The sequence below is a fragment of the Candidatus Magnetobacterium casense genome, assembly GCF_000714715.1.
Classification (GTDB): domain Bacteria; phylum Nitrospirota; class Thermodesulfovibrionia; order Thermodesulfovibrionales; family Magnetobacteriaceae; genus Magnetobacterium; species Magnetobacterium casense.
Window position 1 is genome coordinate 15236 of sequence record NZ_JMFO01000020.1, and the last position, 24640, is coordinate 39875.

Genomic DNA, 24640 nt, shown 5'->3' on the forward strand with positions numbered 1-24640 from the left:
GAGCCGCCCCTTTCTATTTTCTTCCCCTGATGGGTTTTTTACAGATGCGCCTGAGATAAGGTAAAATACCGGTACGGATATGAAACGGGGTTTGGAATTAGCGTGCCTGATAGTGCTTGACACACTGGCGTATTACGTCTCCCTGCTGGGTGCGTGGTCTTTAAGACATTGGCTGGTGCCAGTGTTTTACGACGGCGGGACGCCCGATTATTCCCTCAGCTACTATGCGCAACTGTGGTGGATACCGGTAATCTATGTCTTTTTCATAGCCTATCAGCAAACATACACGGCACGGCTACCCTTCTGGGATGAGACCAAGAAGTTGTTTCATGCCCTGACGCTGGCCTTTATTGTGTTTATGGCCGTGGTGATGCTTGGCAGGGTGTATGAGATGCTACCAAGTGCGGTACTGGTGATGCTGTGGGTGATGTCAATGTTTGTCTTTCCGATGTTTCATCTCTATGGCAAGAAGTTTCTCTTTAGACTGGGGATATGCAGGGAAAAGGTGCTCATACTTGGGGCCGGAAGAGCCGGACGCCTCATCGCTCAATGGCTGGCCAGGGAGCGACATATCGGCTATGACGTGGTGGGCTTTCTGGATGACAAGAAGGAAAAGACCGGCCAGTTCATAAACGGCAAAAAAGTCTTTGGCAGGGTCAGGCACTATACCCGGTTTGTCAGGGAACTTGCCATAGACACCATCATCATAGCAATGCCCTCAATGGGTGCCGAAAGGACCTCTGCCATGGCCTATGAAATCCAGCAAAGGGTCAGGCACACACTGGTAGTCCCTGACCTGTACGGCGTGGCAATGTTAAACACACAGATGTTGCATCTGTTCTATGAGGAGTTGTTTCTGCTGCGGGTCAGGAACAATCTCAAGTCGCTGCCCAACCGGTTTGTCAAGAGGCTTTTTGATATCTCCGTGACCCTTGCCCTATCACCGGTGTGGTTGCTGCTGATGGTTGTTATTGTGGTGCTCATAAAGCTGGAGTCCCCCGGCGGGGGAGCGGCCATCTGCTCAAGCGTGAGGCTCGGCATGGATGGCCGCCCCTTCAGGTGCTTTAACTTCAGGTGTACGACAGAGGGCAGATTGACACGGGTAGGCAGGTTCCTGGAAAAGACCTCCCTGGATGAGCTGTCACAGTTGCTCAACGTCCTCAGGGGAGACATGAGCCTCATCGGGCCTCGTCCATATCTGCTGAACGAGGTCAACGCCGTGCAGGACAGCATTGACGCCATCACCAGGGTCGCACCGGGGATAACCGGACTATGGCAGGTCTCACACAGAGACAACGATACGTATGAGGATAGAATTAGGTTGGACATATGGTATATAATGAATTGGTCGTTGTGGCTTGACCTGTTCATACTGCTGAGGACCATGGCGGTAGTATTTTCGATAAAGAAAGGAGAGCAAAAAGATGATTAAAGCTGCAAAGTGGCGGATGCCCGTGTATTTGTTATTGTGTGTAGCGATTCTGGTATCGTTGATGCACACACGTACCGGGGCGGAGGATACCAGGGGCAAGTTCCTGGCCCGGGTAAAGGAGGTCTATTCCACGCTCAAGGATGTAAAGGGACATTTCAATCAGACGAGCAGGCTCAAGGACCTTGGCAAGGAGATGAACTTCAGAGGTGAGTTCTTCATCAAGATACCGAACCGGTTATTCTGGTACTACGATGGCGACCAGGTGCAGGAGGTCTACGTCAACGATAACGTGCTCATCGTCTACCAAAAGAAACTGTCTCAGGCCATACGCACGCGCTATGACGCACAGACCATGGGACAGAGTCCTATAGCCCTGTTAAGCGGTCTCAAGGACGTAGAAAAGCACTACGACATCACAGACATCAACGGCGCCCTGCGTCTGGTTCCAAAGACGGAGTTCAACAACATGAAGCACTTCGATATATATCCGTCGGAGAGCGGTTTCCCAATCAAAAAGATAATCGTCACCGACCTCAAGGACAACACTATCGAAATAACCCTCAAGGACGTACGCCTTAACACCAACATAATCGATGAAACATTCACCTTCACCCCTCCCAAAGACACCAAGATAGTGGATAACTAGAGTTGTAGATCGTCTTGATTGTGTACGCTACAAAAGAAAAGAAAGGGGCGATTTGTGGCAGGGGTGCCTCACCCCCTCCGCCCCCCTTTAGAACCCCCTGCAAGGGGTCACGGACCCCCTTGACGCGCCATAAAAGTGCCTCGTTGCTTTGTACTTAAAAGCAGACATTGTTTCTGCCGGAGCGCTTGGCTTCATAGAGGAGTGCATCGGCACGGTTTAAGAAGTCGTCTTCCGTTTCGCCCTCTATGTATGTTACCACACCGAAGCTGCTTGTAATCCTAACGGCACACATTCTCTGACTTTCGGTGTTTGCCCGTAAGCGTTGTGCGATTTTAACGGCAGCCTCCAGGTCAATGTGTGGCATTAGAACGACAAACTCCTCCCCGCCCCATCTTGCCAGTACATCCTGGGCACGGGTTTGTTCGGAGACAAGCTTAGCTACTTCCTTTAAGACGCAGTCTCCCAGGAGGTGTCCGTAGTCATCGTTGACTGTCTTGAAGTTGTCTATGTCAAAGAAAATCAAGGAGAGAGGGTACTCATAGCGTTGCCGGTTCTTTATGTGTGTCGATAGGGTTTTATTGAAGAATCTCTTATTGTACAGGCCTGTCAGTTCGTCTGTTATGGTTGTGAGTTCCAGTTCTTTTCTTTTGCTTTCGTAGTTTTCTATATCGGTCAAGGAAAAAATGTATGTTTCGCTTTCAGGGATGTGAGCATGTTTGAGAATATACGCCCTGGATGAAGCATCATCCACGGGGGTATTGATAGAGACTATCGTTTCTTCTTCGTTGTGCTCTTTCAGATGGCTTATTAAATCTATATGTCCGTTGGAGTTATTGCACTTTTTTGTGGCTATGGATAAAATATCATCCACCGATTTATACTTGGCATGAAATTCTGTTATGGAAGGGCAATCCAGAAAGCCAAGGAACGTAGAGTTTGCAAACTCCAATCTGTTTTTTCTCATTGTAACTATAAAGTTTGGCAGCGCATTGAGTACAAAGTTAATGAGTTTGCTTTTTTCATCGAGTTCTCTTCTCTGCATGGATACAATTGCGAGTTTTGCGATAGTTTCAGTGAGTTTATATGGGTCTACAGGTTTTTTTATAAAACTGTCTACATGTGCGTCTATGGCTTTAATGAGATACCCCTCGTCATTAAATGCGGTGGTGACGATTATCTTGGCATCCTGTCGTATATCCTTGATATGTTTGGCCATCTGAATGCCATCCATATCAGGCATTTTTATGTCTGTAACCACGACATCGGGGGTTTGCATCTTAAATATCTCAAGCCCCTCCTTACCATTAAAGGCGTTAAAGAGTGTTTTCAGCCGCCTTCTTAAAAAGCAGGAAAGCCGCCTGTTTATCTCCTTATCATCTTCCACGTACAGAAGGGTTGTCTCTTTAAGGATACCCTCAGATTCATTATCAACAGGCTCGATATCCATTATAATATGTTAGCAAAGATGCGCCTGATGCGTCAAGTCAAGGCAATCGCACTATATAACGGAGCATAAATGTTTAGAACATTAGGGTTAAGAATAATGGGGTCAAGGGGACTTCTTCGTGCCCGGGGTGGCTCACCCCTCCCCTTGCGGGGGGTTCTGAAGGGGGGCGGAGGGGGTGAGGCACCCCTGCCACAACCGCCCCTTTCTTTCTTTGCAGCCTACAGGGTTGGTCTGTTAGTGTGCCATGGGGTAGCTCTTTCGTATGCGTATGCGGCCTTGAGGATCGTCTCTTCGTCAAAGAACCTCCCGATGAGTTGAAGTCCTACGGGCAATCCCCCGGAGTCAAAGCCTGCCGGGATGGATATGGCCGGCACTCCGGCAAGGTTTACCGAAATGGTGAATATGTCGCTGAGATACATCTGGAGGGGGTCGTTTGCCTTTTCACCGATCTTAAAGGCCGTTGTCGGTGACGTTGGCGTGACAATGACGTCCACCTTTTTAAAGGCTTCTTCAAAGTCATGTTTTATAAGGGTTCTTACCTGCTGTGCCTTTTTGTAGTATGCGTCGTAGTAGCCCGATGACAGAGCATAAGAGCCTAACATGATTCGACGCTTGACCTCCTTGCCAAAGCCCGCTGCACGTGTCTTGAAGTACATCTCCGTGAGGTTGTCGCCATCAACCCTGAGTCCGTACTTAACGCCGTCGTAGCGTGCGAGGTTTGAGCTGGCCTCGGAGGTGGCAAGTACATAATAGGTGGCAACGGCATATCCGGTATGGGGGAGATTTATCTTTACGGCAGTTGCACCCTGTGCGCCGAGTTCGTCAATGGCCCTTAGTATGCACTGGTGAACCTCCTTGTCCATGCCGTCGATGAAGTACTCATCGGGGATACCGATTTTCAGTCCCTTGAGGTTGCCTCCGAGGGCCTTCGTAAAGTCCGGCACCTCAACGTCTGCGGAGGTGGAGTCCCTGTGGTCTCTGCCGGCAATCATGTTAAGCAGGATGGCCGCATCCTCAACGGTCTTTGTGACAGGTCCTATCTGATCGAGCGAAGAGGCAAAGGCCACAAGTCCATAGCGTGACACCCTGCCGTAGGTTGGCTTGAGGCCGACAACGCCACAAAAAGACGCCGGCTGACGGATGGACCCCCCCGTGTCTGACCCCAGGGCTGCGATACACTCATCGGCAGCCACTGCCGCTGCGGAACCGCCGCTGCTGCCCCCGGGTGCCCTGTCCGTGGCCCAGGGGTTGAGGGTCGTGAAAAACGCCGAATTCTCCGTCGAAGACCCCATGGCAAACTCATCGAGGTTGGTCTTGCCCACCAGCACGTAGTCGCCCAATTTCTCCGTGACCGTGCTCTCGTATGGGGGGACAAAGTTCTCCAGTATCTTTGAGCTGCAGGTTGTACGGATGCCTCGTGTGCAGATGTTGTCCTTGATGGCAAGGGGGATACCTGACACCGGAGTGCCCAATGCCCCGGACCCTGTTGCCCTGGCACGCTCAATGCCTGTGGCTTTCGTAACCGTGACGTAGGCATGTACCTTATTATCAACTGCCTCTATTCTGTCAAACACTGCATCGGCAAGTTCAACCGGGGTTAGCTCCTTGCCGGAAAGCATCTCTTGCGCTTGCCTGAGCGTAAGTGTGTATGGTTTCAAATCGCCTCCTTTGTTGCTTTAATCTTAAGCTATTACCTTAATCCCGGTGATATTGTACCATTGCCGTTTAGTTTATTTCAATCGTACCTATGCCCTCAGAGCGTCAACAGTACGTATGATCTCCCTGGCTATCATTCGCTCCTCATCGGCTGCCACGACAAGTATCCTGATGCGCGATGCCTCCGTGGAGATATCAGCTATGTTACCACGCTGGACCTTGGCCATGCGATTGCTTTCGGTATCAAGGATTATACCGAAGCTGTCAAGTCCCTGACATATTCGTGCCCTGATTTCAGAAGAGTTCTCCCCGATGCCCCCTGTAAAGAGCAGTATGTCTACCCCTCCCAGTGCCGCCAGATAGGCGCCGATATACTTTCGCACCCGATAACAGAACATCCGCAGGGCTATCTCCGCCTTATAATTGCCCCCGTCGGCGGCCTTTAGTATCTCCCGCATGTCGTTACTGATACCGCTGGTTCCCTTTAAGCCGCTCTCCTTGTTCAGGGTCTTTTCTATATTGTCTGCGCTAACTCCATTTTGTAGGAGATACAGCACAAGGCCCGGGTCAATGTCCCCACACCTCGTTCCCATCACAAGCCCCTCCAACGGGGTCAACCCCATAGAGGTATCAATGCTCCTGCCACGCTCTATGGCACAGACCGATGCCCCATTGCCCAGGTGACAGGATATTATTCTGAGGTTACCAACGTGCCGCTTGACAAACATGGATGCCATAAGGGCTACAAAGTGGTGGTTGGTGCCGTGAAAGCCATAGCGTCGCACGTGCCTTTCCTCGGCCAACTGGTGGGGCAACGCATATGCATATGCCTGATGTGGCATACTCTGGTGAAATGCGGTGTCAAAGACCGCCACGGAAACGGCATTTGGCAGCAGGTCGGCCATCACCTCTATGCCGGTGAGGTTGTAGGGGTTGTGCAGCGGGGCAAGGGCTACACAGTGGCGTATGGCATCCTTAACCTCATCGCTTATAATCGCAGAGCCGGAGAACTTGTCTCCACCATGTACCACCCTGTGACCCACTGCCTGTATTTCGCTGAAATCAGTGATGACGCCGATGGCCTTGTCCGTGAGGGCATTGACCATTGCCGAAAATGCCTCCCTGATGTCCTTTACGACCTCACTGCGTTGTATCTTGGCAGTTACCGTCTTGAGCCTGTGAGGTGAGCTCTCTGCTCCGATGTTTTCGATCAGTCCCTCAAACATGGGTTGGGGGCTTGAGGTGTCAAACAACGAGTACTTCAGCGAAGAGCTTCCACAGTTTATGATAAGGAGTTTTACCTGCTTTTTGGCAGATGAGAAGTTAAGGTCGTAGGGGTCGGGGTTATCCGTAAACCGCGACCTGTATCCGGCCCTGGGGGGGATGTGTTGTCCTCTCTGGATTTGTCTTTCGGTCGCTATGCAGGCAATCTTTTTGAGTACTGAGGGGTTTTGCGCAACAATATGCGAAAATACATCCCTTGGCAGCCTTATAACACTCGTATCCTCTGCGGCAGTAATGTCATCAATTACAGGCTTATCAAACGTCACAGACAACTCACCCAAGACGTCTCCCGCATTAAGACTGGTGAGAAACAACGGCACATTTTCCTGGTTGATTCCTGATATCTCAACCTTGCCTCTATACACAATCCATAAGTATCTGTATAGGTCTCGTGTGCTTATGACCCGTTCAGAGGCCTTATACTCAATAAACTCAGAGGCCTGAGACAGGTGCATCAACCAATCATCACTTAAATCCGAAAATATCTCTATACCCGACAGAAACTCTATTAAATCATCCATAATTAAAACTCCTTAATGTTTCCCATACAGGAAAATCGTAACGGTTGTATGTATTTTACAACAGTGCTTATTGATATAGATAGTATCTCCTATTCCAAGCACATAGTCGAACTATTACCTTGACCTTTTGTGATAAGATGCACTAAAATGAGATCATGTTAAGATTTGGAGGTTTGTCAGATGCCCATATATGAGTTTGAGTGTACCACGTGCAAGAGGACTCAGGAGATGCTACAAAAGGTCAATGATACCCCTGTCAGCGTTTGCCCGGAGTGTGGCGGACAGATGAGAAAGCTGATTTCGCCGACATCATTCGTACTAAAAGGCGAGGGCTGGTATGTGACAGATTATCCCTCAAAGGATAGAAAGAACGCTGTAGAGTCGGAGAAATCGGAGGGCAAACCCACTGAAACAACCGACAAAACCACAGGCGAATCAAAACCTGCTCCGGAGTCCAAAACTGTCAGTCAACCACAGGGCACCGCGGTTGACAAATAAAGATATAGGTGCTACATTAACCAGCAATATCGGTGGAGAGATTATGGCAGACTTAAAGCACATCATAGAGAGTATTGAGAGCAAAAAGGAAGACTATAAGAGGTATGACTTTTCAGATGCCCAGGCAGTGGCCTTAAAGGCGTTTTTTGATCTGGCTCAGGAGTTTGACGAATCCGAAGACATATACCTCTTGTGTATAGCAATCCCGAAGGTCTTTCTCGACCTCGAGGCCAGATTATACCTCATAGACCAGAGGGCAATGGAGTTTGTCATGGTCTCATGTACCGATACACCAGGGGGTATCTTTGATGACAGCCTGCCCGAGTACATACAGGCTCAACCCAAACCATACAGGGTAAACGGTCGCCTCGTAATGACCATCCGTGGAAAGAAACTGCTCAGTGAGCAGTTGCCACAGACGCATATAGACAACTGCATAGGCTTTCTGGAGGTCTATCCCGACACTAATATTAACGAGCACGATATTTTTTTCCTTGAAAAGTACGCAAACCGTATCGGATACAATATACACAACAGATTCCTGCTCAATAAGAACATAGAACACCTGAGATTTATCCAATCGCTGGTAGCCGACATCGAGCATAACATCATCGTTCCCAACATGATCTTCAAGCTATTCCTAAGGAGACTCAAAGGCAAAATAGCCAAAAACAGGGAGATCGAAAAAAATCTGATCACATACACCACTGATGAGACCTGTGACAGCATCTGCATAGAGCGCTTGCTCGAAGAGATGGTCGATGTCAATCACAGTCTCGTGGAAGAATTCTCAAACATAGAGCGGCACTATCAAAACACGTCGCTGTTTCTGGAGACACTCCTGCGCAAGAGCCACTTCGACAAGGGGCATCTCACGCTGCGGACCAAGCCCTGTAACATGAAAGAGGACGTTATACTGCCACAGCTTGAGCAATTTGCACAGCGATTTAAGGAGGCCGGGTTTAAAGTAGAGGGTATGCAGTGCGAATCCGGCGCTGCAGACGTCATCACGCTCATAGACGTGGGGCTGATTGCGCAGGTCTATGCCAACCTGTTCTCCAACGCCCTCAAGTACGGACAGGAAGTGACCAACCAAAAGGGGGAAACTATAAAGCTCGTCAGATATTGCAGGGACCTCAAGAAGGACTACTTTGGCACAGGCAAGGATGGCGTAAAGTACTCAGTCCTTAGTTCCGGACCACACATAAAGCCCGAAGAGAGGGACAAGGTATTTGAGGAGGGCTATCGTGGTTCCAACTCCTCAACCAGACCGGGTACAGGACACGGCCTGACGTTCATTAAAAACGCTGTCGAAATACACGGTGGAATTTTCGGTTATGAAACACACCCGCTGGGCAATAACTTCTACTTTGTCCTGCCCAGGTAGTCCGGGTAATTTTGAACTGGCAATGGGTGCATAATTTTTTAGTGGGTAATCAACTACCCTTTACGGGGTCAAGGGGGCTGAGGGGACCAGGTGCGACTTTTATGGCAGGGGTGCCTCACCCCCTGGAGTGCCAAGAAGCATAGCTCCCCCTTCTTTGGCAAGGCTACCCACTCTTTTTTATGCACCCAACTGAATTATATAGTTGACAAAACAAAAGATATCCGAATATAATAATAGTCAAGATAATCTATTGTGCTGTATAAGGATTTGGTAAATGGAAAAAAACATAACAAAGCGGTATTTTAAATGAGCATTGAGCGATATGCTTCCTTAACTTTCAAAGTTCCAAATGAATCTGAAGACTATATGGAGTGTTCGGATTTTGTTGTAATTGCAATTGAAAAAATAATGAAAGATGCCATGGATACAGGAAAAAATAAGATTATCATTAACACAAACTTAAAACTTGGTATGCCAATGGAGAATATCAATAAAATTGCCGGACCATTTATTGAAGCGTGGGTTTATGAGAAATTCATGGACGTACTTGAAGATGGCCAGAATGCTTATCAATTAGTAAATGTTGAATCATGTGAAAGATTAAATATGGCAGACGTTATTTTGCAATTTAAGAGAAAGCGAAGACGACAATCTTCAGTAACTGCTAATATTGATGTCAAAGCTACAAGTAAGGATATTGAAAATAGTGGTAAATCTCCAAATATAACTTCTTTTATACGCATTAGAACAGCATATTTAAAAGACCCGGATTACATTTTTATTGTTCTGTCTATTAAGCATAAGGTTTACAGTCAGAGAGATTCCGATTTAAAAATGATGATGGGAATTATGGAGATAGTTGATTTTAATGCTTATGATTTAAAATATATTGCCGAAACAGACATTTCTTACAATCCAGCTCTGGGTAGTGGTCAATTACAAGTTAGAGATATTCACTATGTCACAAGACAAAACAGAACCGTTTGGGATTTTTGTCAAATGTTAGATAAAAAGTGTATAGCATCACAAAAGGGATTTGAAATATGGTATGGTTATGCTAAAAAGTTTGAATGGATTAAAGATGCTTAATATTGACATACAAACAGGAGATGCCTTACATCTTTTTAAAAACATAGCTAATGAAAGTGTAGATTTAATTATCACAGACCCTCCCTACAATTTAGGTAAAAATTATGGCAATAACGACGACCTAAAAGGATTTGAAGAATATTTGAGTTTTTCAAGAGAATGGCTGCAACAAGCACATAGGACACTGAAAAAAACCGGAACTATATATGTATTTATGGGTGTAAAATTTATTTCTTATCTGTATGACATTTTGGACAGAGATTTAATGATGTCTTTCAATAGTTGGATTTGCTGGCACTATACACAAGGCATGGGCAGAACAATAGGTTTTTCACCTAGACATGATGATATCTTGATGTTTAACAAGACAACCAATTTCATATTTAATCTTGATGCAGTAAAAGTACCTCAAAAATATTACAGGGAAAGAAACAACATGAGGGGTGCTAATCCTGGCGATGTGTGGGAATTTTCGCATGTGCATTACTGTAATCCCAATAGACAATCACATCCAACACAAAAACCTGAAGGACTGATTGAGCGAATGGTGCTTGCCTCATCAAACGAGCACGATTTAGTAATTGATCCGTTTTCAGGAAGTGGTACAACACTAAGAGTTTGTCAACAATTAAATAGGAATTGTACAGGATTTGAATTAAATCCTTCATATGTAGAGATGACAAGAGATAGATTAAGTAAACCGTTTAAAGGTTTTGATAGTGTCGATCCAAGGATGGAAAGAGTACCTTTTGATTTAAGACAAGATGATATCAGAAAGGAATATTTATCAAATCATGTCACATGGTTTTTGAAACACCATAACGGTTCAATTGAAAAGTTTAAAGAATCTGTTAAAGAACTCTATAAAGATGATACCGAATTAACATCTCCAAAACAACTAAAACTATTTCAAGACAATTATAAGGAAAGATAAATGAATAATGAAATTAACGCGGACCTAAAGATGCCAATGTTCCAGTTTAAGGCTTATGCATATAACATGGAGTACTTTGAGGAGATGAGAAAGGTACCTTTAAAGGTAAACAGAGATAATTTTTTTAATTTTCTTGATTCTATTGCAGATAAATATCCATTTATGGTAATAATTGGCTTGCGTGTATTAACAGAAATAGCAGTTAAAGAAATATTAGAGCAAAAAGGGATTCCTTTTGCAGAGAGAGATACTTTATCTGTCTTGATAGATAAGCTTTGTAAGAAGGAAGATGTGTGTAAACGCTTGAAAGATTTTTCAAAATTTGAGAATATAGCCGCACATGGATATGAAATACCTGTAGATATAGCAAAGTGGGCATTAGATGTAATACCATATACTTTAAATGAATTGAGTAAAAAAACACATCAAACTTGACATGTCATGACCAATAACGTCTCACTCATAGACAGGGTAAACCATATCTACAAGCGCATCTCCTACGCGGCCATGCGTGCAGACAGAAGCCCCGATGAGGTCAAACTCATAGCCGTCAGCAAGCATATACCGATGGAGGCCATTGTGCAGGCCATAGATGTTGGGCTGAGGCACTTTGGTGAGAGCTACATCCAGGAGGCGGTCAAAAAGATTGAGGCCACTAGCGACGACCAATCCGCAACACGCCTGTCATGGCACCTCATCGGTCACCTGCAACGAAACAAGGTCAAACATGCCGTGGGGCTTTTTGACGTAATCCACTGCCTGGACTCTCTGGCCCTCGCAAGAGAGATAGACCTGCACGCTGAAAGGCTTAACAAGATACAAAGCGTCCTAATACAGGTCAAACTGGCCGATGAGCACACCAAAAGCGGCATCGATCTATCCCTGTTACCGGCTCTGGTTGAGGACATCGCCACACTGAAGCACGTGCGCCTGGAGGGGCTGATGACCATCCCCCCCTACCTTGACAACCCGCAGGAGGTCAGACCGTACTTCAGGCAGTTGTATCAGCTCAGAGAGGCCGTTTATGGCATGGGCTACAAGGACCTCGAACTATCAATGGGCATGTCCAACGACTACGAAGTCGCCATCGAGGAAGGCGCTACGCTGGTCAGGATTGGCACCGCCATCTTCGGCCAGAGGTGAGGCAATGTCTGTCATAAACGCCGCACTCATAAACGAAAAACGTGTTATCGAGACGTTTAAGGAGCTAATAGAGATACCGTCGCCGTCGTTTCAGGAGCAGGAGATCGGCAGACGACTTGTTGAAATGCTGCGGAGGCTCTCCTTTGACGTAGAGATGCTTGACTATGAATATTCCTTTAACATATTGGCACACAAACGGGGCAGTATATCTGGTGCCACTTCGTTGTTGTTAAGTGCGCACATGGACACAGTACAGCCCACCCCGGCGGCACTGAGCTACAGCCATCAGGACGGTCTCATTGCCTCTACGGGGGAAACCATACTAGGGGCCGATGACAAGAGCGGTATAGCCGAAATCATAGAGGCCCTCACCATACTTGAGGAGACCGGCCATCCCCACGGAGACATCGAGGTGCTCTTTACCTCGGCAGAGGAGCGAGGACTGTATGGCGCCAGGCATGTTGACTACGGCAAGATACGCAGTCGCTATGCCCTGGTCTTAGACAGCAGCGGGGAGGTTGGACGGATTGTCCTGGCCGCCCCCACACACGTTACATATCGCATGACGATTACCGGAAGGGCAGCACATGCAGGCATAGAGCCGGAGAAGGGTACAAACTCAATCATCGCCGCCGCCAGGATAATATCCGCCATTGCCGATGGCCGGATCAACGCCGACACCACCGCAAATGTCGGCATCATACACGGGGGCAGTGCTACAAACATCGTCCCCTCTGAAACCGTTGTTGATGGCGAGTTCAGGAGTCTTACCCCCGCAACCTTGGATAAGCTCATGACAACTACCTTTAATACGGCAAAAGACATCGCCCGAAAAAATCAGGTTAAGCTGGCAATCCGGCATGAGCGCCTCTATGAGGGTTACAGCTTTGAACCAACAGAGCCTTTCGTCCAAATCATAAGCGGCGCTATTGAGCGTTGTCGATTAGAGTCGGCCTGCGTCAGCTCAGGGGGAGGTTCCGATGCAAACATATTCAACCAGCACGGCATAATGGCCATCCCACTATCCACCGGTATGCAAAAACCCCACACAGTCGAAGAATATATCTACACCAACGACCTGCTCAGGGGCAGCCTCCTCGTCCTTGAGGTTATAGCGTCATTGGCACAGAGAATAAGAGAAGATTAGATAACGGAGTTAAAACATGCAGGGTTTGACCTACTATCCGGTATTTCTTAACCTCGCCAACAAGGAGTGTCTCATCGTAGGTGGTGGCAAGGTGGCACAGCGAAAGGCCTTAAAGCTCATCGAGGCGGGGGCTTCTCTGACCATCGTGGCTCCGGAGCTGACAGAAGAGTTAAACCGCCTAAAGACTGCCGGGAGGTTCACTCACCGGCAACGGACGTTTGTCAAGGATGACCTCGATGGTGTGTTTCTGGTCATAGCGGCCACCTCTGACAAGCGGGTTAATGAAGAGATCGCCGCACAGTTCAACGGCCTCATAAACGTCGTTGACAGTCCGCAGCGGTGCAGCTTTATCGTGCCATCGTCGGTGACAAGGGGCGAGCTGACCATAGCGGTATCCACCTCAGGGGCAAGCCCTGCCCTTGCAAGCACCATACGCCAGGAGCTTGAAGCGTTGTATCCAGAGGACTTTGCCGATTACGTGTCGTTTCTGCGGACGTACAGACAGAGGGTACTCGACAGCAATGCCGATATTGAACACAAGGACGCCCTGATAAAAGAAGCAGCCGGCAAGGACTTCGTTGAGGCGGTAAGGGTCGGCAGGCTGGAGGCGGTAAAGGCAAGGCTGTCACAATGGCCGGTAAGCAGTTGAAGGGTTTCAGATAAACTGTTGTCAGATAAAAAAATGAAAATCAGGAGGAAATAAGATGATTTCAAAACAAACCAGCAATAACAAGATCAATGTATGTATCTTTCTTTTGTCCCTCTGCATGGCCTTTCTTTATAGTACTGTCACGGCAAATGCAGGAGAGGGGGCACCACCAGATAATGATGCAGTTGTTGTCGAACTTAAAAAAACCGTTGAGACGGACTTGAACACCACAATAAAGGCACGGCAAGAGAAAAAGAAACAACACTGTGTGTCGATCTCCTACTGTGACTCCCTGTGGCAGTCTTTCTACAATGAATACACCGGTGAGTTTAGCCATGATATACAAAAGACCACTGACCCCCTTCAGCCCTACTCTGCCGAGGTGAAGCTCTTCTTTTACAAGTACAGCGAGGTCGGGGCAAACGGACAGAATATCGAATATGAAAGCCTGACAGAGTGTGAGGCAAAAGTGCCAAAGAGTTTCAGAAAGATATCAAGGCTGTCTTCGGAATATATCTTCTACACGTACAAGGACAATAAATGGGTGTTGAAGGAATAACTGGCAGTTGACCCCTTCTCTGCCAAAGGTAGCCATCATACTGGTCAACTACAATGGCTATGCGGACACGATAGAGTGCCTCAGGTCGCTGACAACAACACAGTGCGGTGCAAGCAAGGTATTTGTAGTAGACAACGGTTCAACAGACGGTTCAATGGCTGAGATCGCACAATGGCTCCGGGACAGTGAAACCGACACGGCAGAACTGATCGCCCTGCAGGCCAATATGGGCTTTGGTGTTGCCAATAACGTGGGGATGGAGCGTGCCTTTGCTGACGATTATAACTACGCACTGCTCCTGAATAACGACACGGTTGTGACGGAGGGCTTTCTTGCAAAGATGCTCGGGACGTTTGAACACTTCAACGATGCCGGCATCGTTGGTGGATTGATCCGGAATTACTACAGACAAGGCGACGTATGGTTCAGCGGCGGATATATTGATTACATCAGGGGGGCATTCTACCATCTGCACAACACATGCAAGGGGATGCGGCAGTCCGGTTTCATCACCGGATGTCTTATGCTGATCCCGCAGCGGGTCTATCGTGAGACAGGGGGGTTTGACGATAGGTACTTTCTGAACGTCGAGGATATAGACCTCTGTTGCAGGGTGCGGGATGCCGGCTACAGGCTTGTCGTAAACTGCGACGCCGTCATATATCACAAGATCAGCGCCTCAATAGGCGGCCTTTACAGCCGGCGACACCAGTATTATTTTCACAGGAACAGGATGCTGTTTTTCGGCAACCGTCTCAGGGGGATGCGTAAGGGCGTGTTTTATGCCCTTCAGTTTCTTGTTGCCATACCCATCTGGATGGCGATTCAACTGCTCAAGGGTAATCTCAACGCCGTCAAAGGCGCCCTCAAGGGGTACTACGACCTCCTCAGAGGACATACAGGAAAAGGGTGACGACAACTGGTGGCAACTGTTTTTTTCCCTGCCTATGCCGTACTGAAGTATTTCTTCATTTCCTCCAGGATAAATATATTTTCAACCTCCACTGCCAGCGGACGTGTATAGTCCCCAATGTACCTTTGCAGGAACTCATCACCATCCTCGAGTCTGATCCGCCCTATTGCCCCAAGCTCAGGAGAGGAGTCCAGGTATTGGTTAATCTCATCTATGTCATAATAAGACGTTATCATGTCGGCAAACTTAGCTAACAACCTCTCACCTTCCAGGAATATATTCATACACTCTTCCTCGTCATCAACAGTGCCCAGCATGTTATAGATTGTCACCAGCTTCCTGTACGACAGGACATCGCAGGAGACAAAGTAAAATTTCTCACCTACAATGTAGCTTATAGCTACCTCATTACCCAACCTCTTACGGAAAGTCTCGGCTATCCTGAGCCATCTCTCCAGTATACTCTTATCATACATGATAACCCTTCTGTGAAGCCGGTTATGATCACACTTCAATGCATCAGTGCAATCGATACCAGCCCATGCCACTAAGCGTCTGTTAAAATCCCTTTCTGGCAGAGGCAATCTCCGGCGGGGTAAGGTATTGCCACTGTCCCGGCCTCAACTCACCTAACCTGATGCCGTTTATTGCCACGCGCTTGAGCTTGCTGACGGGGTGGTCAAGGCGTTGCAACATGCGTCGAATCTGCCTCTTTCTGCCTTCATATATGGTCATCTCTATCCAGCTGTTTACGTCGGTTTTCCCGTGCAGGCGGTCAACCTTTGCCGGCAACGTCATGCCATCTTCAAGCTTTATGCCTGCCCTGAGTCTTGCCAGATCGGCATCCTCCAGGACGCCCTTGACCTTTACGTGATACGTCTTGGGTACCCTCTGCCGCGGATGCAGGAGTTTGTGGGCAAAATCACCATCGTTTGTCAGCAGCAACAACCCCTCTGAGTTGTAATCCAACCTCCCGATCGGATATACCCTCGTGCCTATGCCCTTAATGAAGTGCCCTATCGTCACCCTTCCCTCGGGGTCCTCGAGGGTCGTCACCACTTCCACGGGTTTGTAGAACTTTACGTAGATACGCTGTTGCTCAATGGCCCTGGGATTGACCAACTTGCCGTCTATCTTGATGTGGTCGTTGCAGATGTCGGCCTTGGCGCCAAGTTCCGCCACAGCACCATTTATCGTAACCCTGCCCTCGACAATCAACTCCTCCGCCTTCCTTCGTGACATGATGCCTAGTGCCGATATGATCTTCTGAAGTCTTTCTTTCATAATAATAGTGTAACATAAAGTTGACAGAAAAAAGGGGACAGGGAGATTATTTTGTCCTTTGAAGTCCCTCAAGGATATAGGCTTCATCATCGACAGAGACCAGCCTGACGGAGCCGATCTTCTCAGGCAATACGAACCTCAGGCCACCAGAGACGGCCTTTTTGTCGTGATACATAAGCCCCACCAGTTGGTTATGGTCGATGTCGTCTGGTACCCTAAAGGGCAGATGGTAACTCTCAAGGATATTTTTCAACTGCACCAGGTCAGCCGGGGCAAGCATGGAGCGTTCCACGGCAATGCAGGCAGCGGCATACATACCGATGGCTACGGCCTCTCCGTGTAGAAACTTCCTGTATCCGGTAATTGTTTCAATGGCGTGTCCAACCGTATGACCATAGTTGAGGATGGCCCGCAGGCCGGATTCAGTTTCATCCTCGGAGACGACCTCGGCCTTGATCTGGCATGAGCGATTGATTATATAGATCAGGTTGTCGGGGATAAAGGACAACAGTTCATCGGTCTTTACCACGAGGTAGCGGAAGAAGTTCGCATCCCAGATAACACCGTACTTTATGACCTCGGCAAGGCCGGAGAGGCGCTGTCTCCAGGGCAGGGTGCTCAACGTCCCGATGTCGATCCACACCAGGCGGGGCTGATAGAAGGAGCCTATCATGTTTTTTCCAAGTGCGTGGTTGACGCCGGTCTTACCGCCAACGGAGCTGTCCACCTGCGCCAGGAGCGTTGTGGGAATCTGGACGTAGCCAATGCCTCGCATATAGATAGATGCGGCAAATCCAGTGATGTCGCCGATCACACCACCCCCAAGGGCAATCAGGGCTGATTTGCGGTCGAGCCCCTCTTTCAGGAGTTCAGACAAGATATAGTTGACCCAGTTGAGGTCCTTGTACTCCTCACCGTCGGGGAGCAACACGTAGAAACACTTAAACCCTGCCGTCCTGACCGAGGCCAACACCCTCTCTCCGTAGAGGTTAAAGACGGTCGGGTTGCTGACAAGTGCAAGGGTCTTGCCAAATCCGCACTCTTTGAGTCTCTGCCCTACGGCATCAAGGATACCGTGGCCTATTGCTATATCGTAGCTCCTGTTGCCAAGAGAGACGGGTACTATTTCCATTTCTGCCATCCTTGTATCATTAATCCGACATTAAGAGAAGGGGACTCCGTCCCCTGACCCCCTGGAAGGTGGCGGCTCCACCCCCCCTTCACCACCCTGCAAGGGGGCCAGCCCCCCACTGAGCAGGGGGTCGCTGACCCCTTGACCCCTTCCTTGCGGCGGCCTCAGAGTGAAAACGTGGTCATCGCGATTATCTCCGCAACGACCATTTCGGGGGTCTTGTCATCGGTATCGATCACGAGGTCGGCCTGTTCATAAAACGGTCTTCTGAAGTCCAACAGTTCGTATATCTTTTGCAGGGGGTTTGGCACCTTAAGCAGCGGACGGTCATCGGTACTGGCGACACGGCTCAGGATCGCCTCCGGAGTTGTCATCAGACAGACGATGTAACCGTTGCCTCTGAGATATTTCATGTTTTCCTCTCTCAGCACAATGCCACCGCCAGTGGATATGATCACGCCCTTGAGGCTTGATACCTTTTTGGCCATATCGGTTTCCAGCTCTCTGAATGCCGGCTCTCCGCGGGTTGCAAAGATTTCGTTGATCTTCATTGCGGTTGTTGTTTCAATTTCGGAGTCTATATCGATCAGCGGTCTGCCCAGCGTCTCAGAGAGGAGACATCCGACGGTGGTCTTTCCGGTTCCCATAAAGCCTGTCAGGACTATGTTTTTCATGGTTAATACCCTTTCAGGTACGTTAGATAATTGTTATAGTTTCTCATTGTCTCATCAATGCAGTCACCACCGAACTTACAGAGGATGGCATCAGTCAGGACAAAGGCAATCATGGCCTCGGCTATCACGCTACATGCGGCAACGGCGCAGACGTCCGAGCGTTCGTAAGCGGCCTCTTTTGGCTCCTTGGTTATGATATCAATTGACTTCAGGGGTTTTCGTTGTGTTGGAATGGGTTTCATGATAGCCCTCATCAGCAGGGGCATACCGTTTGTCATACCACCTTCGAGGCCTCCGGCAAAATTGGATTGGCGATAAAAGCCGGTTTCATCGCTGTAGAGTATCTCATCCATAAGTTTTGAGCCAAATAGCCCTGAGAGGTCAAAGCCCAGCCCGCATTCTACGCCTTTTACGGCTTGTATACTCATTATTGCCTGAGCCAGTTGTCCGTTGAGGCGTTTATCCCATTGCACGTGGCTACCCAGTCCAACGGGCAGGCCCACGGCAAACACCTCAAAGACACCTCCGATTGTATCACCCCTTTCTATTGCCTCATCAATGGCCCTGATCATGCTTTGTGCGTCCTCTTCGAAGGGGCATCTGACGGGGGATTGATCCGCTTTGGCACTGAGTGCTAACAACTGGTTGCCGATGTCCTTTGTGGCACCCGGTTCGTTCATTGCGGATTGATAGTAGCGTTTGCCAGCCCCTCCGATTCTTACGACGAAACTGCCGATGGTGATGCCAAACTGAGCGAGGAACGTTCTGCACACAGCCCCCAGGGCTACCCTCATGGCCGTCTCTCGTGCCGAGGAGCGTTCGAGTACATTACGGATGTCTCTGAAGCCATGTTTGAGGCATCCTGCGAGGTCTGCGTGGCCTGGTCTGGCCCTTGTAACGGGGGGGATTGAGCCTTCATCCTGGGCGAGGGAAGACATACCCTTTTGCCAGTTTTCCCAGTCGCGGTTATCGATCTTCAGGGCGATTGGGCTGGCCAGGGTCTTTCCCCATCTGACGCCGGAGAGGATTTCGGCCTTGTCTTGTTCGATCTTCATTCTGCCGCCACGTCCGTATCCCTGCTGTCTTCGGCGGAGTTGTTCGTTTATGGTCTCCGTCTCTATGGGCAGGCCTGCGGGTATACCCTCGATGATTCCAACCAGCGCCTTACCGTGCGACTCACCCGCAGTTGATATCTTTAATCTATCCATATTTGCACTTAATTCTATTCGTGACTAAGAAAAGAAAGAAGGAGGGCGGCTCTGCCCCCTCCTCAGACCTCCCCTGCAAGGGGACCAGTCCCCTTGACCCCATTATAGCTAGTCCACAGATTATCCTCAATATTGTACCGAATTAATTTATACTTCCAAACCTACGCAGTCTTATCAAGAGAGCCAGTGCTATTGGCAACAGGACAGTCAGGATATCCGTTTTGTCTTTGTCATTATCGGAGCTACTGGTACCGGCTATGGAGCAACCGCCACCGCCGCCACCACTTGAGGGAGGAGGAGCTACTACCTGGACAGTGGCCTCGTTGGAGTTGGGCGATACGCCAATTGCGTTGTATGCCACTACCTTATACGTATAGGACTGCCCTGCGATTGTATCGGTATCGACAAATGACTGTGTATCGGCAACCAAGGCCTTGTATTGTACATATGGGCCATCACCGGGTCTTCTGTAGAGCAGGAAGCCATTTTCTGCGGTAGCCCTGTCAACCCAGTTCAGGACTACATAGCCGGCAGAGGTGCTGACCACTTTGAGGTCGGAGGGGCTCCACAGGGCCGAGAGCGATTTCCAGGCATTTATCCTTCCACCGGTTCTGGTCATGGTGTTGTATGGCGAGGCCATTGGGTCAGTGTAGCTTTCTACCATCTGCTTGATCTGCGCAAAGCTGAAGTGCGGATAGTACGCCCACAAGAGGGCAGCCAAACCACTGACGTGCGGGGCAGACATGGACGTTCCGCTATAGATGCAACTATAGATGGTGCCGGAGTTATAGCCTGTTATCGTGCTGCAGATATCAACGCCGGGGGCGGAGACATCGACGGAGATCACCCCGTAATTGGAGAACGAGGCTAGCATATCGTTTTGGTCGGAGGCTGCAACCGATATGATGTTTTCCAGGTTATAGCTGGCAGGGTAGCACGGGGAGAGGTCGTTGTCGTTTTGGAGGGAGCCGTTGCAGTAGATGTCATCGGAGCTGCCACCGTTACCGGCTGAGGCCACCAGCAAAACGCCTGCATCCCTTGCGTTTGCGATTGCATTATAGATGGCCTGACTGGTGTTTTTCCATCCCAGGGAGGCATTGATGATCCTGGCGCCGTTTCTGGTTGCGTACTGGATACCTGAAATCAGTGCATCCATTGTGGTTTTGAGGTCGGAGTTGAGAATCTTGACGGGCATAATGGTCACGTCCCAACTGACACCGGCCACACCGGTTGAATTGTTTCCGATGGCGCCGGTTGTGCCGGAGACGTGGGTGCCATGTCCGTGGACATCCATTGGGTTATTGCCTTCTTTTGGGTCTACAGAGTCATTACCGACGAAGTCCCATCCCCGGATGTCATCAACATAGCCGTTGTTGTCGTTATCGAGGCCGTCAAGGGATTCTTTGATGTTGTTCCAGATATTACCGCCAAGGTCGGGGTGATTGTAGTCCACCCCTGTATCCAGGACGGCAACGATGACGTTTTTATCGCCTTTGGTGACATCCCACGCCTTATAGGCCTTTATGTCTGCACCAGGGGTACCGTTTTTCTGGCCGTTGTTGTACAGTGCCCATTGCACGGCAAAATAGGGGTCATTGGGCATCACGTCCAGGCCCTGTGCATAGTAGTTGGGTTCGGCGTACTGGACATCGGCATGTTGCATGTACTGCTTAACGGCCTCTTTAACGTTGAGGGACGCTGGCAGTGTCACGAGTTCGAGATTTTTCACCAGCGTGTAGGACTTCACGACCTTGGCGCCAAGTGCCCTATGCACGGTCAACGACCTGGTTGAGGTGATATCGTCCTTGAACTTAATAAGCAATTGTCCTTCTTTATAGGCATTCGTATTGACATCTGAGAGGTCCTTTGGGGTAAACCTTCCTTTTGTCAGGGAGGCGGTTTCGGTCTCGTGTGTCTTTACGGTTGTCGTTGCCGTATTGGCAGCGGTGTTGGAGTTAGCGGCGTCTTTTTTCCCCTGGTCTCCGCAGGAGGCAACAGCCAGCAACATCGCAATCACGATTATTACTCGTATCAACTGAATAATACTGCATCTCTTCATAAGTTCCTCCACATGTCCTTCATCAATATACGGTCAACTTCACGCCACAGCTACTTGTACTGGTAGTGGCATCAAGCACCTGGATATTGACGGTTGTACCGTTATCGCTGGCAGTAACCTTTTGTCTGACGGTAACCGTCAGGGGTATAGAGCTTGAGGCGGTTGCAGAGTTCCCGACCTTTGCGGTTAAGAGGTCAGGGCGATCGACGTAGATCTTAAACGGAGGGGTACCGCCAAATATGTCAAAGTTAGCCGTATCACCTGCGTTGGGGGCGAGCAAGGTAATAGTCTCAGGGTATATTGAGAAGGTTCCTGCGGCAACTTGCAGGGTTCCAGTGCCCGTTAAACCATTGGCATCCGTGACGTAAAAGGTAATAGTTCCCGATGTAAGGTCTTTCAACAGGGTGAGGGTCACAGTTGAACCTACCACAGATGCACTGGCCAGTTGAGGGGAGTCGGTGGTCACTGAATAGGGTGTTTTGCCACCTGAGACCGTATATGTGGCCGTAGTACCCTTTATCGGTGTCGTCAGGATTCTGGTTGCAGGTGTTACAAGCAGCGAGCTAGCCCCTGCAGGATTTAAGTTGAGGTTTGCCGTGCCAGTAAGGCCATTGGCATCGGTAACATTGATAATAACGGTAGTAGCCGTTGTAATTGCAGCAAGGGTTGTCACGTTGAGGGTGTCACCGTTTGTTGAGGTGCTTACCGTTTGTGGCAGATTAACGCTGGTTCTGTAGGGGCTTGTACCGCCGATGATCGTATACGTAGCGACAGTGCCCACCGCAGGGCTTGTGAGGGTTTGGCTGGCAGGGTCTATCCTTAAAGAGCCTGTGGCCGCCCTGAGGTCAAGCGTTGCGGTTGCCGATACGCCTGAAGAGTCTGTAACGTAGATATTTACTGTACCGGCGTTAGAAGTTGTGATTGCCACACGGGTTGTTGCGGTTATCGTATTGCCGCTTATTGCAACGTCGGCAAGTTGTGGTTTATCCACGGTAACGCTGTAAGGCGGGGCACCGCCCGATACCGTATAGGTAGCAGTAGTACCTACAGGTGGATTTGTCAGTATCTGGGTTGGCGGCGTGATCTTTATACCGCTTGAAGAGGACACCTGAAGGGCTAAAGATGCGGTGGCAGTCTTTCCCTTATTATCCTGCACGGTCAGCGTTACAGATTTTGCATTTGCCGCTGTTATGACCACAAGGGTAGTAACGGTCAAGGTTGAGCCGGATACACTTGTACTAACCAGTTGCGGGTCGCCAGAGGAGGCCGTATATGGGCGTCTTCCGCCTCGCACCGTGTATGTAACACTCGTCCCCACCGGTGGAGAGGTCAGCGTTTGAAGGTTTGGTGTTATCGACAGGGGGTCAGAAGCCAGCACTAAGGTAACGGTGACCTCGGTGTGTTTTGCGTCGGTTACCGTAATTGATACGTTTGTTGTATCATCATTGGGGAGACTTACTACGGTGGCCGTTATCTCAGAACCGCTTATTGCTACCGACACTGCCGGATTACCGCTGCGCACGCTATAGGGTTTGGCGCCGCCGACCACGTTAAACGTTGCCGTATCGCCGACCTTTGGGTCTGAGATGGTCTGAGTCTCCGGGGTTACTTCCAGCGCCCTATTGACCGTGAGGGCGACAAAGCCCGATACTGCTCCAACCCTTGCCTCTACGGTGCATTGTCCGGAATTTCCGGTAGGGATTTCTGTTGGGGCGGTAAAGATCGTTGTAGCCTTACCGTTGACTATCTGGGCTGTTTGCGGGTTAAACGACGACAAGGCTGTAGCGGTGCTGTCTTTGCAGTCGGCGTAGAACTGGACAAACGTACCATCGGGTGCCGTTGCATCACCCAGGGTTGTGTTCACCGTGGCCGTGATATAGGACGTCTGTCCTGTGGCAACTTCCGTGGGGTTTGCCGTTACCGTTACGCTTGAGACAACTATTGGCTCTATAAACAGGGTTGTGCTGCCCGTGCCGTAGAACTTCCTTCCAGTGGGGCTAAACTCGGGGAAGCTGTAGCTGTCCGTCGTTGCCAAAACAGAGAGCAACCGTTCTTGAGTGATGTTCTGGCAGCTTATTCGGAATTCGGTCTTGGCCTCTCCGGAGCTGTTGGTATAGACGCGGTCTTCGCTGAACCAATACGACGGCACACCCGTTGTATTGTTGTGCGTTGTATAGCAATTGTATTCGTTAGTGGCATCTATGGTGCCGCTACCGTTATAGTCACATCCTGTAAGCGTTTTGACGCCCGTTGTCTGGTTTACGGAGTATATGCCGTAGGTGTTGTTATAGAAGTCAACGAGATTACTCAGGTCAGTGCCTATAAACAGGCCTATACCGGCGGTCTTTTCTCCCTTGAAATAGACCGTGGCCTTGACTTTTACGATTTGGTCTGCTTTTGACTGACAGACTTTGTAATCGTCTTTTTCGTTATAGGTGCCGTTGTTGTTGCCGTCTATGTCCAGGACAACCGATATGGGTGTAAACTGGTTTACGATGGTCCCTGAGCTTGTAAAGAGCACCGACCTGCGTGCCATCAGACCGCCGCCGACGTATGCCTCTACGGTGACATAGCCGCTTGCCGTGGAGTTTACCTTGATGCTTGCCCGGCCATAGATGTCTGTTTGAACCTTGTAGACTGCGACATCCTTAGCGGCAAAGTCGTTTAACAGGCTTGGGCTTATGTTGCCGGCCGTTGATGTCTTTGTGAAGGTCACTTCCGTATTTTTAACGGGTTTGCCGTTTGCGTCGGTGACCAGGGCGGTCATATAAATCGGAGCGTTTGACTGTCCTACGGTCTTGTCGGTGGAGAGCATTATGTCATGCGGTACGCCTCCGGTTGGTTTCGGCGGTGTGTAGTCGTTACCGGAGGAGCCACCCCCACCGCCACAACTGACAACGGACATGGCCAGCAAACACAAGAGCATGGAATATAGGAAATAACGCATTATACTCTGATTACATCTATTCATTATTATA

22 protein-coding genes are annotated in these 24640 nt (G+C 49.2%); 12 read left to right on the forward strand and 10 right to left on the reverse strand.

All coding sequences use genetic code 11. The features are described from left to right. Positions 1–91 precede the first annotated feature (91 nt). The gene (locus Mcas_RS10825) at positions 92–1432 is read left to right on the forward strand and encodes a sugar transferase (protein ID WP_162176312.1); all 1341 of its coding nucleotides are present in this window, start codon (positions 92–94) and stop codon (positions 1430–1432) included. Continuing rightward, on the forward strand, positions 1425–2078 hold the full coding sequence (locus Mcas_RS10830; protein ID WP_040335563.1) for a LolA family protein: 654 nt from the start codon (positions 1425–1427) through the stop codon (positions 2076–2078). Before Mcas_RS10825 ends, Mcas_RS10830 begins: the two co-directional genes overlap by 8 nt. Before the next feature lie 154 nt (positions 2079–2232). Here the strand turns inward: Mcas_RS10830 and Mcas_RS10835 are convergent, their stop codons facing one another. The 3 genes from Mcas_RS10835 to Mcas_RS10845 form a co-directional block, all read right to left on the reverse strand. Continuing rightward, positions 2233–3462, reverse strand: a complete 1230-nt coding sequence (locus Mcas_RS10835; RefSeq protein ID WP_162176313.1) for a diguanylate cyclase — start codon at positions 3460–3462, stop codon at positions 2233–2235. Between the two features lie 281 nt (positions 3463–3743). Next, on the reverse strand, positions 3744–5144 hold the full coding sequence (gene gatA, locus Mcas_RS10840; protein WP_052567226.1) for an Asp-tRNA(Asn)/Glu-tRNA(Gln) amidotransferase subunit GatA: 1401 nt from the start codon (positions 5142–5144) through the stop codon (positions 3744–3746). 126 nt (positions 5145–5270) lie between these two features. Beyond that, positions 5271–6986, reverse strand: coding sequence for an acetate/propionate family kinase (locus Mcas_RS10845; protein ID WP_081853793.1), 1716 nt, complete (start codon positions 6984–6986; stop codon positions 5271–5273). Between the two features lie 180 nt (positions 6987–7166). On the opposite strand from Mcas_RS10845, the gene Mcas_RS10850 reads away from it, so the two are divergent. The 10 genes from Mcas_RS10850 (at position 7167) to Mcas_RS10895 (ending at position 15305) form a co-directional block, all read left to right on the forward strand. After that, complete coding sequence (locus Mcas_RS10850; protein WP_040335566.1) at positions 7167–7484, forward strand: FmdB family zinc ribbon protein; 318 nt, start codon at positions 7167–7169, stop codon at positions 7482–7484. Between the two features lie 43 nt (positions 7485–7527). Next, positions 7528–8871, forward strand: coding sequence for a sensor histidine kinase (locus Mcas_RS10855; protein WP_156033320.1), 1344 nt, complete (start codon positions 7528–7530; stop codon positions 8869–8871). 306 nt (positions 8872–9177) lie between these two features. Then, entirely contained in the window at positions 9178–9960 is a 783-nt protein-coding gene (locus Mcas_RS10860; RefSeq protein ID WP_040335568.1) for a hypothetical protein, read from the forward strand. Then, positions 9920–10894: a DNA-methyltransferase gene (locus tag Mcas_RS10865; RefSeq protein WP_200873684.1), complete on the forward strand. Its 975-nt coding sequence runs from the start codon at positions 9920–9922 to the stop codon at positions 10892–10894. The genes Mcas_RS10860 and Mcas_RS10865 overlap by 41 nt, the downstream gene beginning before the upstream one ends. After that, a complete protein-coding gene (locus Mcas_RS10870) occupies positions 10895–11329 on the forward strand; it encodes a hypothetical protein (RefSeq protein ID WP_040335570.1) in 435 nt (144 codons plus the stop codon). Between the two features lie 6 nt (positions 11330–11335). After that, entirely contained in the window at positions 11336–12037 is a 702-nt protein-coding gene (locus Mcas_RS10875; RefSeq protein ID WP_040335571.1) for a YggS family pyridoxal phosphate-dependent enzyme, read from the forward strand. Then, the gene (locus Mcas_RS10880; RefSeq protein WP_156033321.1) at positions 11919–13184 is read left to right on the forward strand and encodes a M20/M25/M40 family metallo-hydrolase; all 1266 of its coding nucleotides are present in this window, start codon (positions 11919–11921) and stop codon (positions 13182–13184) included. Before Mcas_RS10875 ends, Mcas_RS10880 begins: the two co-directional genes overlap by 119 nt. A 16-nt stretch (positions 13185–13200) precedes the next feature. Further along, a complete protein-coding gene (locus Mcas_RS10885) occupies positions 13201–13833 on the forward strand; it encodes a precorrin-2 dehydrogenase/sirohydrochlorin ferrochelatase family protein (RefSeq protein WP_040335573.1) in 633 nt (210 codons plus the stop codon). 55 nt (positions 13834–13888) lie between these two features. Beyond that, positions 13889–14392: a hypothetical protein gene (locus tag Mcas_RS10890; protein WP_040335574.1), complete on the forward strand. Its 504-nt coding sequence runs from the start codon at positions 13889–13891 to the stop codon at positions 14390–14392. Positions 14393–14399: 7 nt separating this feature from the next. Further along, on the forward strand, positions 14400–15305 hold the full coding sequence (locus Mcas_RS10895) for a glycosyltransferase family 2 protein (protein WP_040335575.1): 906 nt from the start codon (positions 14400–14402) through the stop codon (positions 15303–15305). Between the two features lie 32 nt (positions 15306–15337). Here Mcas_RS10895 and Mcas_RS10900 read toward each other — a convergent pair whose 3' ends face one another. The 7 genes from Mcas_RS10900 to Mcas_RS10930 form a co-directional block, all read right to left on the reverse strand. After that, positions 15338–15781: a hypothetical protein gene (locus Mcas_RS10900; protein WP_040335576.1), complete on the reverse strand. Its 444-nt coding sequence runs from the start codon at positions 15779–15781 to the stop codon at positions 15338–15340. An 82-nt stretch (positions 15782–15863) separates the two neighbouring features. Further along, positions 15864–16589, reverse strand: a complete 726-nt coding sequence (locus tag Mcas_RS10905) for a pseudouridine synthase (protein WP_040335577.1) — start codon at positions 16587–16589, stop codon at positions 15864–15866. 46 nt (positions 16590–16635) lie between these two features. Further along, positions 16636–17721, reverse strand: coding sequence for a 3-dehydroquinate synthase (gene aroB / locus Mcas_RS10910; RefSeq protein WP_040335578.1), 1086 nt, complete (start codon positions 17719–17721; stop codon positions 16636–16638). A gap of 164 nt (positions 17722–17885) precedes the next feature. Further along, positions 17886–18395 (reverse strand): shikimate kinase, encoded by a 510-nt coding sequence (locus tag Mcas_RS10915; RefSeq protein WP_040335579.1) that lies wholly within the window; start codon positions 18393–18395, stop codon positions 17886–17888. Between the two features lie 2 nt (positions 18396–18397). Then, a complete protein-coding gene (gene aroC / locus Mcas_RS10920; RefSeq protein WP_040335580.1) occupies positions 18398–19603 on the reverse strand; it encodes a chorismate synthase in 1206 nt (401 codons plus the stop codon). A gap of 142 nt (positions 19604–19745) precedes the next feature. Further along, the gene (locus tag Mcas_RS10925) at positions 19746–21662 is read right to left on the reverse strand and encodes a S8 family serine peptidase (protein WP_052567207.1); all 1917 of its coding nucleotides are present in this window, start codon (positions 21660–21662) and stop codon (positions 19746–19748) included. 22 nt (positions 21663–21684) lie between these two features. Then, entirely contained in the window at positions 21685–24633 is a 2949-nt protein-coding gene (locus tag Mcas_RS10930) for an Ig-like domain-containing protein (RefSeq protein WP_081853794.1), read from the reverse strand. Positions 24634–24640 lie beyond the last annotated feature (7 nt).

Excerpts from the sequence above, each read along its gene's own strand:
- Mcas_RS10875 (WP_040335571.1), top strand. The coding sequence starts at position 11,336 with ATGACCAATAACGTCTCACTCATAGACAGGGTAAACCATATCTACAAG.
- aroB (WP_040335578.1), bottom strand. The coding sequence starts at position 17,721 with ATGGAAATAGTACCCGTCTCTCTTGGCAACAGGAGCTACGATATAGCA.
- Mcas_RS10870 (WP_040335570.1), top strand. The coding sequence starts at position 10,895 with ATGAATAATGAAATTAACGCGGACCTAAAGATGCCAATGTTCCAGTTT.
- Mcas_RS10900 (WP_040335576.1), bottom strand. The coding sequence starts at position 15,781 with ATGTATGATAAGAGTATACTGGAGAGATGGCTCAGGATAGCCGAGACT.
- Mcas_RS10930 (WP_081853794.1), bottom strand. The coding sequence starts at position 24,633 with ATGAATAGATGTAATCAGAGTATAATGCGTTATTTCCTATATTCCATG.
- Mcas_RS10845 (WP_081853793.1), bottom strand. The coding sequence starts at position 6,986 with ATGGATGATTTAATAGAGTTTCTGTCGGGTATAGAGATATTTTCGGAT.
- Mcas_RS10855 (WP_156033320.1), top strand. The coding sequence starts at position 7,528 with ATGGCAGACTTAAAGCACATCATAGAGAGTATTGAGAGCAAAAAGGAA.
- Mcas_RS10830 (WP_040335563.1), top strand. The coding sequence starts at position 1,425 with ATGATTAAAGCTGCAAAGTGGCGGATGCCCGTGTATTTGTTATTGTGT.
- Mcas_RS10865 (WP_200873684.1), top strand. The coding sequence starts at position 9,920 with ATGGTTATGCTAAAAAGTTTGAATGGATTAAAGATGCTTAATATTGAC.
- Mcas_RS10915 (WP_040335579.1), bottom strand. The coding sequence starts at position 18,395 with ATGAAAAACATAGTCCTGACAGGCTTTATGGGAACCGGAAAGACCACC.
- Mcas_RS10925 (WP_052567207.1), bottom strand. The coding sequence starts at position 21,662 with ATGAAGAGATGCAGTATTATTCAGTTGATACGAGTAATAATCGTGATT.
- Mcas_RS10890 (WP_040335574.1), top strand. The coding sequence starts at position 13,889 with ATGATTTCAAAACAAACCAGCAATAACAAGATCAATGTATGTATCTTT.
- aroC (WP_040335580.1), bottom strand. The coding sequence starts at position 19,603 with ATGGATAGATTAAAGATATCAACTGCGGGTGAGTCGCACGGTAAGGCG.
- gatA (WP_052567226.1), bottom strand. The coding sequence starts at position 5,144 with ATGCTTTCCGGCAAGGAGCTAACCCCGGTTGAACTTGCCGATGCAGTG.
- Mcas_RS10850 (WP_040335566.1), top strand. The coding sequence starts at position 7,167 with ATGCCCATATATGAGTTTGAGTGTACCACGTGCAAGAGGACTCAGGAG.
- Mcas_RS10860 (WP_040335568.1), top strand. The coding sequence starts at position 9,178 with ATGAGCATTGAGCGATATGCTTCCTTAACTTTCAAAGTTCCAAATGAA.
- Mcas_RS10885 (WP_040335573.1), top strand. The coding sequence starts at position 13,201 with ATGCAGGGTTTGACCTACTATCCGGTATTTCTTAACCTCGCCAACAAG.
- Mcas_RS10905 (WP_040335577.1), bottom strand. The coding sequence starts at position 16,589 with ATGAAAGAAAGACTTCAGAAGATCATATCGGCACTAGGCATCATGTCA.
- Mcas_RS10880 (WP_156033321.1), top strand. The coding sequence starts at position 11,919 with ATGGCATGGGCTACAAGGACCTCGAACTATCAATGGGCATGTCCAACG.